The following is an 11,868-nucleotide window of genomic DNA, read 5'->3' as shown; positions in this document are numbered from 1 at the left end:
GGGCGGTGCGAGGGAGAGAGGTGGCGGTGGTCGTACCGGTCAGCCTCGCCGCCATTTGCTCGACCTGGCTCCCGCCGGAACGGCCGTTGGCCCTACAACATCTCCAGGGGTTGCGGACCGGCCGGCGGCGGAAACGCCGTGTCGAGTGCCGCCACGTCCTCCTCGGTCAGCTGCACGTCGCGCGCCTCCGCGTTCTGCCGCGTGTGTTCTGGCTTGGACGATCGAGGGATGGCCGCGACCATCTCCTGCCGCAGCAGCCAGGCCAGCGCGACCTGAGCGGGCGTGGCCCCGTGCCGGGCGGCTACCTCCGCGACCTGCGGGTGGCCGAGCAGCCGCCCCTGCTCGATCGGCGAGTACGCCGTCACCGGGATGCGGTGCTCGCGGAGCCACGGTAGAAGGTCGTACTCGGGACCGCGACGGGTGAGGTTGTACAGGATCTGATTGGTCGCGCAGGCGCTTCCGCCCGCCTCAAGGAGGTCCGTCATATCCGAAAGATCGAAGTTGCTCACACCCCACTGCCCGATGTCGCCGGCGTCGACAAGCTCGGCGAACGCCTCGATCGTCTCCGCGAGTGGATGCGTGCCGCGCCAGTGCAGGAGGTAGAGGTCGATGTGGTCGACGCCGAGTCGTTGCAGGCTGCGGCGGCAGGCTTGCACGGTTCCCCGTCGGCTGGCGTTGGACGGCAGCACCTTGTCGACCAGAAAGGCGTCGGCGCGCCGTCCGACGATCGCCTCGCCGACGAGTTCCTCGGAAGCGCCGTCACCGTACATCTCCGCAGTGTCGATCATGGTCATGCCCAGATCGAGCCCGGTGCGCAGGGCGGCCAGTTCGTCCTGGCGCCTTGCAGGGTGCTCGCCGAGGTACCAGGTGCCCTGGCCGAGCACGGGCATGGTCTGGCCGGACGGCAACTCGATCGCGTCGGCAGCAAGGTTCATGTCGGCCTTCCGGGTGCCAGTGGGTTGTCTTCGGTACCCGCTGCGACAGCCAGCACACGCGCGTAGCGCGTGCCTTCTTCGCACAGCCACTGGTCGTGCGGCGGGCAGGTGGGGAATTGTCCACCCTCGAGCCGGCTTCGCTGGCCTGTTTGCCCGTCCCCCACACGGGGAAGGCGACCGCGATCCAGCGACGCGCCGCCGACGGGGCGGTGCCGCGAAGGAAAGGCCGCAGAGATGGCGCAGAGCCAGCAGCCACTGACCGGGAAGCGAATCGCCTGCCTGGCCGCCGACGGAGTGGAGGACGTGGAATACACCCAGTCCCGAGCTGCCGCGGAGCAGGCGGGAGCCGAGGTCCATCTGATCTCGTTGCAATCGGGCGAGATCCAGTCGATGAACCAGGACATCAGCCCGGCCAACCGCTATCGGGTAGACCGCACCGTGAACGACGTCAATGCGGCCGACTACGACGCCTTGTTGCTGCCGGGCGGGACGGTCAACCCCGACCGGCTCCGGATGAACCCACAGGCGATGGACTTCGTCCGGGCGTTCTTCCAACAACAGAAGCCGGTGGCGGCGATCTGCCACGGCCCCTGGTCGTTGGTCGAGACCGGCATGGTCAACGGCCGGACTCTCACCTCATTCCCCAGCCTGCGCACAGACATCCGTAACGCAGGCGGGAACTGGGTCGACGAACAGGTGCAGGTCGACAACGGCCTCGTCACCAGCCGCAGCCCCAGCGACCTTCCGGCCTTCTGCGCGACGATGGTCGAGGAGTTCGCCCAGGGCGAAGACGTCCGCCAGATGGCGACGGCCTGACCGGTGGGGTTCAGGACCGGAGGATCAGGCTGGTCCTGAACCCGTGGCGGCGGCTGTCCCGCCGGCCGAAACGCCACCGCTCCCGCCAAGCAGGTGCTGGTGACCGCTGCTGCGACGGTCCTGAGCGGATCGCCTCCATACCGCCCTCCGCCGCCCCCTGAAGGCGGGTAATCGCCGTTTCACCCGGGCGGGGGCGGGTACCCGCCGCAATCCGTTCGAGAGGGGATCCGAGGTGAACTACAGCGAGTTCATTCAGTCTGTGGCGGCACGACCCAAGGTTCCGCCGGGGCAGGCAGAACCGATCACCCGCGCCACGCTCGAGACTGTGGCAAAACGGGTCACCGGTGGCCAGGCAAGGGACCTCGCCTCCCAGCTCCCCGGGGAGCTACGCGGCCTGGTGTCCAGGCCCACCGAAGATCCGGAACGGTTCGGGCTCACCGAATTCCTGGAACGGGTGCAGTCCCGGGCAGGGGTGGATCGCCAGGTGGCCACCGACGGCGCGCGAGCCGTGCTGGATACCCTCCGCGAGGCTGCCAGCGCGAAGGAGTACGGGGACTTCGTCGACCAGTTGCCGCAGGAGTTCTGGCAGTTGACGGGGCCAGGTTCCGGGCTGCTCGAGACCCGCCGGATCGGCACTTAGGCGCGCCCTCGCTGCGGTGACGCTCAGGCTGATCACCGAATCAGCAAGGCGTGGTGGGCCTTCACACCAGGGGATGGGCCGAGGATCGGAGCTACGTACCGATGGTGGGGCTCCATCCGGACCTTAGGCGAGGCCCAAGGAGTGCGGGATGACCGAATCGGAGAGCCGGGACACGCATGGGGAGTCGCCCGCGCAAGGCGAGCGCGGCCTTCCTCAGCCGGCTGGCGGGCACAGCAGCAAGACGATGTCAGACCCGGACGTCGTCCTCCAGATTCCGCAGGTCAAGGTCGAACAGATCTACGTCGAGGTCGACAATCTGGACGCCTCTGTCTCTCTGAGAGCCCGGCTGGGCAGCCTGCTCCAGCTCGACGTGGGCGTTCAGGCGCATCTCGGCACGGTGAAGATCGACATCAAGGGCGTCGAGGCCGAGGCGATGCTTGAGGTTCGGCTCGATGAGCTCAGGGGCATTCTCGACAGCGCCCTCCGCACAATCGAGCGCAACCCTCAGATCATCGAGTCGGTGGTGAAGACGGTGGACACGGCCGTGAACCAGGTCGGGCAGACAGCGCAGCAGGCGCTGGGTCCGGATGGGCCGCTGTCGCAGACGCTGCAGCAGGCCACCCAGCAGTTGGGTCAACAACTCGGACAGGCCACCCAGCAGCTCGGACAGGGCACCCAGCAACTGGCTCAGAACAGCGGGACGGCGGCTGGTGGCGGTGTGGAGGGTCTCGGCAGCGTGCTCGGCAGGTCTCCGGCCCGAGCGGGGTGGCAACGGATGAAGAGGATCGTCAACAGTAGTCAGCCACTGAGGCAGGTCACGACGCGGCTAGCGGGACCGCAGGGGCAACAGCCGCAGAGCTGATCGGCGTCTGCCGTGGTGGTGGCAGAGCCTGGCCAGGTCACCCCACTGCATGCTCCGCGGGGGTCACGATTGGCCCAGGTTGGTGACCAGGTTGACGGCGACGGCCAGGATGCCAGTTCCGAAGGTGTAGGAGAGCAGCGCATGCCCTAGCGCGACCCGGCGCACGCGGTTGCTTGTCGGTTCGGTCTCGCCCGGAGCGTAGGACATGCCGACGGTGAAGGCGGCGTACGCGAAGTCGGCGTACGCCGGCGGGTCTTCCCGCTTGAAGTCGATGCCGCCATCGTCGCGGAAGTACATCCGGGCGTACTTGAATGCGAAGACCGTATTCACCAGCGCCCACGCCAGGACCACCGCGACGACGCTGAGGATCACCAGCGTCACAGCCACCACGTCCTGCTGGTTCGAGGCGCGGACGAGCGCCTCGGCCACGGCGATGAGGCTGATGGCAGACGCGATCAGGATCGCCGCATCGGTGGAACGGGACTGCTGCTCCGCCTCGGCAAGCTGCTCAGTAAGCCTTGGGCTCGCCGACCAGCAGACCCTCCACACCCAGACGAGGATCGTGCCCGCCGCGATCGTCCAGATCACCAGCGGCGTCAACTCCGGCGCCCCGACCAGCGCGATGGCGGCCCCCGCGACCACACCGACCGCTAACGACCACAGCGCACGCCTGACCGACAGCAGCCGTTCCCGCGCCGGTCGTCCCGATTGCTGCTCCACACGTTCAGCGTTCCAGCTCGAACGGATCATGTACGGAATACCCGAAGCGATTACCGGATCAGGTTGTGAATAGAACCCGCCTGTCAGGGTTGGTACTGACTGCGGGTGCGGGGCAGCCACTGGGGATGATGGTCGCGCAGGTAGGCGACGAGTCCCTCGCGCAGGTCGCAGCGCAGGTCCCAGGCGCTGGCGCCGTCGGCGGCCGAGGCCTGCACCTGGATGACCGCCGTCTGCGGTGTGGAGTCGACCATCTGGAGGACCCACTGGCTGCGATCCCACAACGGTGAGGACTCGACCAGCCGGCGCGCCTCCCGGCGCAGGTCGTCCAGGTCGGCGGTGTGGTCGACATGGATCTGGATTTTGCCGACGACCCGGGACACGTTCCGGGTCCAGTTCTGGAACGGCCGCTCGGTAAAGTACGTGGTTGGCAGAATGAGCATCCGCTCGTCCCAGAGCCGGATCACCACGTTGGTCAGCTTCACCTCTTCGACTCGGCCCCATTCGCCGTCCACCACCAGCACGTCGTCGACATGCAGACCGTCGGCGAAGGCGACCTGGATGCCGGCGAACGCGTTGCCGAGCGCGGTTCGGGCGGAGAGGCCGATCAGAGCGCCGACCACTCCTGCCGACGTCAGCACGGAGATACCGAAGAGGCGTACCGGCCGGAAGGTGATCAGGATCAGGCCGATCGCGACGATCGTGACCACGGCGACGGTGAGCCGCCGCACGGGGCGGATCTGCGTCCGAGCCCGCCGGACCCTCCGGCTGGTGGGCACGTCGCCCGGCAGTCGGCTGAACGCGAGCGCCTCGGCGACGTGCAACGCCTTGATCACTAGCCAGGCCCCGGCCACGATCAAAGCCACCAGGACGACGTGCCGCAGATGACGTTGCCACCCGGCCGGTCCCGACGGCAGCGCGTAGTGCAACGCCGCGGCCAACAGGACCGCTGCCGCCGGGCGGCGGCAGGCTTGCCGCAGCGGCTCCAGCAGCCACTGGTAACGGCCACGGGCTACGCGGCGGGCCAGCAGGCCAGAGATCAGGTCCACGATCACTGCCGCCGCCAGCGCGGCCACTACGATCATCGCGGTACGCATCAGAGGACGTTCACCGCAACCCCGATGTCAGCTTCCCCCGGCTCCCTGCCCTGTCCACGTGCCCAGGGTGCCATCCGGTCCGATCGTGGGCAGGCAACATCGACAACCATTGGTGAGCTGCATGCCGGATCCCCGGGTCGGTCGTCGTCGGTGACTGTGCAGAACGTGTCACACCCTGCGCCTGGTTTCCCGAGATCCATGAGATGCCGGTGAGTGGGCCCACGCAGTAACGGACAACGACAGACCCGGTTGCGGAACGGGCCCTGATCATGGCCTCAAGCGACGCAGAACTCGTTGCCCTCGGGGTCGAGCATGACGACGTGCCCGAGGACATCGCCGTACCACTCCTCGCGGACCACCGTCGCACCGGCGGCGACCAGATCGGGCACTTTCTGCCGGATCAACAGGGTGCGCTCGGCCATGTCACCGGCGCCCGGACCGGCGACTCGGATGTCGATGTGCATGCGATTCTTGGCAGACTTGCCCTCGGGCACCTTGAGAAACGCAATGGCGGGGCCCCGGCCGTCCGGGTCGACGATGGACGCGTTGTCGGGCTCGTCAAAGCCGGGCTCATTGACATAGCCGAGGGCCAACGCCCAGAAAGCAGCGATCCGCTGGGGATCGTCGGCATCACATCCCAGGGTCCAAAGAGTGCCCACCGCGCCAACGTACCCTGTTGCTCCCAGCAGGCACGGCCAGCGCAGTCCGACCAGTCGGAACGAACACCTAGCGCGTGGTGGCGCGGGCGGCGGTGTCGATGAGGTCTGCGACCGGGCCGGGTTGAGAGACCGCCACGGCGTGGGACGCCTCAATCTCAACCGTCGTGGAGCCGGCCCGCTTGGCCAGGAAGCGCTGGAGGTCCGGCGGAATCCCCATGTCCTGGGTGGTGATCAGGGTCCAGGACGGGACCGTCTTCCAGGCGGCCCTGGTCACGCTCTCCGTCTGGGCGGCCTCGGTGGGCGGCCGCTGCGTCACCGCCATCAGCTCAGCGGTGTCGGGGTCGACGTCGGCGGCGAACACCGCAGGGAATTTCTCCTGATAGATGTACTGCTCCATGGACGTGCCACCCTCGTCGAGGGGGTACGGCACCATCTTGACGGAAGTGAGGAGCGCGCTTCCCGGGAACTTGGTGACCAGGTCGGCCACGCTCTCGCCGACGTCCGGGCTCACGCTGGCGACGTACACCAGAGCCTTGACGTTGGAGGCACCATCGGCAGCCTCGGTCATCACTGATCCGCCGTATGAATGAGCGGCCATCACGACCGGGCCGGACACGGTGTCTACGACAGAACGAACGTACGCCGCGTCCTTGTGCACACCGCGGAGCGGGTTCGCGACGGCGATGACCGGATAGCCCCGACCCTTGAGGTGAGCGATCACCCCGTTCCAACTCGACGAGTCGGCGAATGCGCCATGAACAAGCACGATGGTGGGCATCCCAGCGTCCTGGGCGGACATGTCAGATGCAGCGTTCATCGCGGCATTCCTTCCGAGCTGGCGGCCGTCGTACCGGCCCGCAGTTTCGGCTGTGGGAACGGTGCAGCACCCAGTATTCAAGGCGACTCAGACCTCTGTCAGCGAGATCTGGAATGCCAGCTGTACAACTCGACGACGCGGGGCGAGCGCTTGGTTGCACCGTCACCGGCCGTATGTCTCCAGCAGCCGTAGCCAGACCTCGCTGACGGTCGGGTATGCCGGAACCGCGTGCCACAGCCGGTCCAGCGGAACCTCGCCGACGACGGCGATGGTCGCGGCATGGATCAGTTCCGCGACGTCCGGGCCGGCGAGGGTGAAGCCGATGATCACCTTTCGATCCTCGTCGACGACCATTCGGGCGTGCCCCTTGTAGCCATCGGCGTGCAGGGACGATCCGGCGACAGAGCCCAGGTCGTAATCCACGACCCGGATCCACAGTCCGGCCGCCGCGGCCGCAGCTGCGGTCAGCCCGACCGACGCGACCTCCGGGTCGGTGAAGATCACCTGCGGCACCGCGCGCTCATCAGCCGTCACCGCATGGCGACCCCACTGACCGTCCTCGACCCTCTCACCCCTCGCCCGGGCCACGATCACGTCGCCCGCCGCGCGCGCCTGATACTTGCCCTGATGGGTCAGCAGCACTCGCCGGTTCACATCACCGGCGGCGTACAACCACCCCCCGCCGCCGACGACGCGCAGCGTGTCGTCGACCGCCAGCCAGACACCCGGCGCCAGCCCAACGTTCTCCAGTCCGATGTCCTGGGTGTTCGGGACACGACCGACTGCCACCAGTACCTCGTCGGCTTCAACCTGCTCACCGTCGGCCGTGTCGACGTGGACGGTTCCGCTGTCGTCGCGGCTGACGGAGACGGCATTCGCGCCGAGGCGTACCGACACACCGGCCTCGCGCAGCGACTCCGTGACCAACTCCCCCGCGAACGGCTCTGCCGACGGCAGCACACCGTCACGGGCCAGCACCGTCACCGAAGATCCCAGAGCGCCGAACGCGGTCGCCATCTCGGCCGCCACCACGCCACCACCGATGATCGCGAGCCGGCGGGGCACCGAGGCGGCCGAGGCGGCCTCGCGACTGGACCACGGCGCCGCCTCCCGCAGGCCTGGAATATCCGGCAGCAGAGCGCTACTCCCGGTCGCGACGACCACCGCGTGCCGCGCGGTCAGCGTGACCGTCACGCCGTCGACCCCAGTCACCTGGACGACCCGGGCCGAACGGATTCGCCCCTGCCCGCGGTGCAGCGCGATCCCCGCCGACTCAAGCCAGGACACCTGCCCGTCGTCCTTCCACTGCGACGCGAAGGAGTCCCGGCGTCCGAGCACCGCTGCGGCGTCCAGGCGTCCCGTCACCGCCTCCCGCGCACCCGGCAGTTGGCGAGCCGCCCGCAACGCGGACGCGCTACGCAGCAACGCCTTGGTCGGCATGCAGGCCCAGTACGAGCACTCCCCGCCGACCAACTCCCGCTCGACGATGGCGGCGGTCAGGCCGCCCTGCACGACCCGGTCAGCGACGTTCTCCCCAACCGGACCGGCACCGATCACGACGACGTCGTACTCGAAGGCGGTCATGTCAGTTGCCCTTCGCGGCACGGCCGAGACGGACGGCCGCGATGAGGAAGAAGATGGCGCCGGGGATGGCGTAGCCAGCCGCGTTGGTCAGCGACGGGTCAGCCGCGGACGCACCGGCGATGAAGGACCCACCAGCCAGAACCGAGATACCGCCACTGATGATCATCGGCCACTGCCCACCCATCCTCCGACGAGTGACACCCACAATCAACTGGACCAGTCCGGCCACGATCGCCCAGGCGCCCCACACCCGCAGAACGGCGGGGATGCCGGACGCGCTGGCGACGCCCACGCCGACGGCGGCGATCAGGCTGACCGCGATGTTCACGTACAGCAGGGCCGGCGAGCCGGCGAGCCGCGTCGAACGAAGGTCGTAGATGGCGGCGCCCACGTCGAACAGCGGGTAGAGCACGAAGAGTGCCACCGTGAGCGGGCCGATCTCCTTGGCGGTGGCGATCGTCACGAGTGCCCACACGATGGCGAACGCGAAGCGGGTGAAGTACAGCCGCCGCAGGGCGGAGGCGGGCTGGGAGATACGGGGGGAAGCAGCAGTGGCGGTCACGGTGACCCTTTCGGCGAAGGCTTGACGAGAACGAACGTTCTGTCGTGCCTCCAGCATGACGAGCCCCTGCCTGCCTGTCAAGACAGACCGTTCTACCCACTAGTCCGCCCGGGGCCGCCCCCCACAAACCTTCGGCCGCGCGCAGCGTCAGACCGAACGTTCTATCGCTAAGATGGTGGGATGCTCCGCACCGAACCCGGCACGCGGCCTTCTGAGGCGCGGCTCCGGCTCCTCACCACGGCAACCAGGATCTTCTACGCCGAGGGCATCCACGCCGTGGGCGTTGACCGGATCATTGCTGAGGCGAAAGTGACCCGGGCCACCTTCTACCGGCACTTCCCCAGCAAGGACGACCTCATTCTGGCGTACCTACGGGAGATCCACCGCATGGAGCGCGGCACGGTCGAGGCGGCCATCGCCGCCGACTCCACGCCGGTCGACCGCCTCCTGGCCGTTGCTGGCTCCATCGCTGGAAACATCCAGTCCCCCGGGTTCCGCGGATGCGCCTTCCTGAACGCAGCGGCCGAGTATCCCGACACCGACCATCCCGTGCACCAGGAGATCATCGCCCACCGGCAATGGTTCCTGGACACGCTCACCACGCAGATGGCGCAGGTCCACGAGGAAACGGCGGATGCCGCCGCACGCCACTTCGTCATGCTCCGCGACGGCGCCATGGCGGCCGGGTGCCTTTTCGACCCCGCGTTGGTGTCCGAGACCTTCCTCAGCGGGATCGAAGGACTGCTCCGGATCAATACCGAGCGCCAGTCGGCCGAGTCCGCGCCTTAGTACGCCTGGTTGGTGCAAAGAGTCGCGCGGTCACGCCTGGGAGTCACGCTCGCTAGATGCCTCTCGCCCGATCGGCGAGGCGGAACCCTCCAGCGGTCGTCCCCGGCTCCGCAGACTGTCGAGTAACGCGACCAGGACCAGCACTGCGGCCACCACGCTCAACCCGACCATCGGTGCCCAGCGGGCCAACGCCGGCGTGAACAGCAGCAGGGCCAGCACTCCGGCCACCCGGGAAGGCGAAACCCGGCCAAAGATCTCGTACTCCAGCCGCATACGGGCGACAAGGAAGAGCATCGGACCGCCCACCACAAACAGAAGCCAACCGGGACGCGGCGACCCGAACGGATTGTGGATCACCAGCTCGTAGCCGACCGAGGTGACGAGCACGCTGAACACGATCAGCAGATGCGTCCGTTCCGACGACGCGCCCAGCCGGCCGGGCATGGCCGACCGTTCCAACGCCTCGGCCAACAGCAAGCCGGCGCGGTGGAAGTAGATCCGCCAGATCAGCGCGCTGATGGCGAACGCGACCGCGAAGGCGGCCGCCCGCACCGCGGAGTAGTCCGTCCCGCTGAAGACCACGCCGATGACCAGAATCGACTCCCCGAGTGCGATGAGAAACATCTGCTGGTAACGGTCGGCGAGATGCGTGCCGGCGATCCGCCAGCGGCCCACCTCTGAGGCCCCGAGCCACGGCAACGGCCAACCCAGGGCCCAGGCGACGTAGTCGACAGTAAGGGCGGCAGCCCACAGCGGCAGGCAGAGTCGATCCGGCCCCAATGCGCCGGCCAGCCACAGTGGCGCACTCGCCGAAGCCCACACGGCAAGCCGAAACGGCACCAGTCGTCGCGGATGGCCACGCAGCGCGGCCGCGATCACCAGCGGCCGCACCACCATCACCATCAGGTACGCGACCGCGAACGGCAGCGCCCGTTCCTCCATGGCCCGGGGCAACGCCACCGCCATGACCAGGCCGGCGAACATGGTGCCGACCACGACGGCCTGGATGATCGGTTGCTCTGGTTCGTAGCGACTGGTGATCCAGGCTGTGTGCGACCAGATCAGCCAGAGGGCCAAGAAGAGCAGCAGCGTACGACCGAACCCCTCGACGAGGGCCCAACCGGTGTCATCGCTCAGGCCGGCGAATCGTTGCGAGACCCGGGTGAGGGCCACTACGAAGGCCAGATCGAAGAAGAGTTCGAGGAAGGTCGCGCGGCCCGAACTCGTCGGAGGGCGCAGCAGTGCGGCGCCGCGTTCCGCCGCCATCGTCCGCCCCCGTCCTCCCCTTGTCGCACCAACGATCCGGCCGACAGAAGAGTTGCGTCCGGGTCCGCCCGCACCAGATAGAGCGGGCGAGCCGCTCCTGATCCAGCTGAGCTGTCAGGTCGGGCACCGTGTTGATCTATACTCCGGATGGCTCCTCGTGACGGTGGAGCCATCGGACGAGAGCGCGTTCGATGTGTCCTCGTTGCCGCATCCATCGGACCAACAGGGCGACGCCGAGTGACAGGACCAGGCCCGCCCACTCGGGTGCACCGGCTTTCCACACCAGCCCGCCAGCGAGCCCGGCGACCATGAGCAGAACCCACTCCGCCCTTTCGGGGGTCACCCACCTGACCAGCCTTGTGCGAGTCACGAGCACACCGAAGCACATCTGCGGTCCGGTCGCCTCGATCGATCAGGCGAGGAGAAACACCGGAGGTACGACACAACCGTTCCGCCCTAATTCACTGCCGGCAAGGTAACGGCACAGTGGGACATCACCTCGTCTGCTCGCCGAGTGCCGCAGCGCAGCGGCATGAGCGGATACCGGCTGGCGAGACGTGTTCAGTGGGCCATGGTTTGGGCGTGATCGTCATTCAGCGGGTACGCGTGCGATGGAGCGCGGCTGGGCGCGGCGCTCCACAGGCCAACGCCCGTCGAGGGCTCAACCGCCCAGTGGCACTCCCGGCGCCACTCCCAGAAGGCGACGTCGTAGTTCACGACGTCCTGGCCGATGAGGCCGGCGGCTACGTACGTCGTAGCGACGTACGGACCGGTGACGTGAGCATCGCCCGCAACCTCAATCTGTGGCTCACCTCCGACGGCCCGGCGGTGACCGTCGAGCGCCTGCCCGGCGCGGCGGCGTTCCCCCCACCGGGAGTGTCGGCCCGCCTGTTCACCCTCGCCCACAGACAGGTCGGCCGTTATCGAGCCAATCTCCGGTTCCGGTTCACCCAGTGCGCGTGCGACCCCAGCTGGTACTACGAGGACTGGGTGGTTCATGTCAGCAACGGCCGTGTCGCACACGACCGCTTCCTGCACGGCGAACCGGACCACGATGTCGACAACCGCGTCCACCTGTATGGCGGCCCCGCGCGCCGAGGTAACCGCTGACAACCGGCGATCAG

Annotated in this window: 13 protein-coding genes; 5 read left to right on the top strand and 8 right to left on the bottom strand. The window is 68.0% G+C overall.

The window, feature by feature from the left end:
• Positions 1 to 92: 92 nt before the first annotated feature.
• Positions 93 to 935, bottom strand: coding sequence for an aldo/keto reductase (locus CLT68_RS15485; protein ID WP_099851706.1), 843 nt, complete (start codon positions 933 to 935; stop codon positions 93 to 95).
• A gap of 234 nt (positions 936 to 1,169) precedes the next feature.
• Between CLT68_RS15485 and CLT68_RS15480 the strand changes: the two genes are divergently transcribed.
• The 3 genes from CLT68_RS15480 (at position 1,170) to CLT68_RS15470 (ending at position 3,253) form a co-directional block, all read left to right on the top strand.
• Positions 1,170 to 1,751 (top strand): type 1 glutamine amidotransferase domain-containing protein, encoded by a 582-nt coding sequence (locus tag CLT68_RS15480; RefSeq protein WP_099851704.1) that lies wholly within the window; start codon positions 1,170 to 1,172, stop codon positions 1,749 to 1,751.
• 232 nt (positions 1,752 to 1,983) lie between these two features.
• Positions 1,984 to 2,391, top strand: coding sequence for a DUF2267 domain-containing protein (locus CLT68_RS15475; RefSeq protein WP_099851702.1), 408 nt, complete (start codon positions 1,984 to 1,986; stop codon positions 2,389 to 2,391).
• 148 nt (positions 2,392 to 2,539) lie between these two features.
• Positions 2,540 to 3,253 (top strand): hypothetical protein, encoded by a 714-nt coding sequence (locus CLT68_RS15470; RefSeq protein WP_099851700.1) that lies wholly within the window; start codon positions 2,540 to 2,542, stop codon positions 3,251 to 3,253.
• 63 nt (positions 3,254 to 3,316) lie between these two features.
• Here CLT68_RS15470 and CLT68_RS15465 read toward each other — a convergent pair whose 3' ends face one another.
• The 6 genes from CLT68_RS15465 to CLT68_RS15440 form a co-directional block, all read right to left on the bottom strand.
• The gene (locus CLT68_RS15465) at positions 3,317 to 3,973 is read right to left on the bottom strand and encodes a DUF1345 domain-containing protein (protein WP_486482188.1); all 657 of its coding nucleotides are present in this window, start codon (positions 3,971 to 3,973) and stop codon (positions 3,317 to 3,319) included.
• 83 nt (positions 3,974 to 4,056) lie between these two features.
• Positions 4,057 to 5,067: a mechanosensitive ion channel domain-containing protein gene (locus CLT68_RS15460; RefSeq protein ID WP_099851697.1), complete on the bottom strand. Its 1,011-nt coding sequence runs from the start codon at positions 5,065 to 5,067 to the stop codon at positions 4,057 to 4,059.
• Positions 5,068 to 5,342: 275 nt separating this feature from the next.
• A complete protein-coding gene (locus CLT68_RS15455) occupies positions 5,343 to 5,726 on the bottom strand; it encodes a VOC family protein (protein ID WP_099851695.1) in 384 nt (127 codons plus the stop codon).
• A 67-nt stretch (positions 5,727 to 5,793) separates the two neighbouring features.
• Positions 5,794 to 6,543 carry an alpha/beta hydrolase gene (locus tag CLT68_RS15450; protein ID WP_486482187.1) on the bottom strand — a complete coding sequence of 250 codons (750 nt, stop codon included), beginning with the start codon at positions 6,541 to 6,543 and terminating at the stop codon, positions 5,794 to 5,796.
• Positions 6,544 to 6,705: 162 nt separating this feature from the next.
• Positions 6,706 to 8,127, bottom strand: a complete 1,422-nt coding sequence (locus CLT68_RS15445; protein WP_099851693.1) for a dihydrolipoyl dehydrogenase family protein — start codon at positions 8,125 to 8,127, stop codon at positions 6,706 to 6,708.
• Position 8,128: 1 nt separating this feature from the next.
• Positions 8,129 to 8,689: a hypothetical protein gene (locus CLT68_RS15440; protein ID WP_099851691.1), complete on the bottom strand. Its 561-nt coding sequence runs from the start codon at positions 8,687 to 8,689 to the stop codon at positions 8,129 to 8,131.
• A gap of 180 nt (positions 8,690 to 8,869) precedes the next feature.
• Here CLT68_RS15440 and CLT68_RS15435 point away from each other — a divergent pair, with 180 nt between their 5' ends.
• Entirely contained in the window at positions 8,870 to 9,478 is a 609-nt protein-coding gene (locus tag CLT68_RS15435) for a TetR/AcrR family transcriptional regulator (protein WP_099851689.1), read from the top strand.
• Between the two features lie 30 nt (positions 9,479 to 9,508).
• On the opposite strand, the gene CLT68_RS15430 is transcribed toward CLT68_RS15435, so the two are convergent.
• A complete protein-coding gene (locus CLT68_RS15430; RefSeq protein WP_099851687.1) occupies positions 9,509 to 10,744 on the bottom strand; it encodes a low temperature requirement protein A in 1,236 nt (411 codons plus the stop codon).
• A gap of 777 nt (positions 10,745 to 11,521) precedes the next feature.
• On the opposite strand from CLT68_RS15430, the gene CLT68_RS15425 reads away from it, so the two are divergent.
• Positions 11,522 to 11,854 carry a hypothetical protein gene (locus CLT68_RS15425; RefSeq protein WP_486482186.1) on the top strand — a complete coding sequence of 111 codons (333 nt, stop codon included), beginning with the start codon at positions 11,522 to 11,524 and terminating at the stop codon, positions 11,852 to 11,854.
• The last annotated feature ends 14 nt before the right edge of the window (positions 11,855 to 11,868 follow it).

It is taken from the genome of Micromonospora sp. CNZ299 (genome assembly GCF_002754415.1).
Note: the sequence above shows the minus strand (reverse complement) of the source record. Positions and strands in the feature narration are given on the sequence as shown.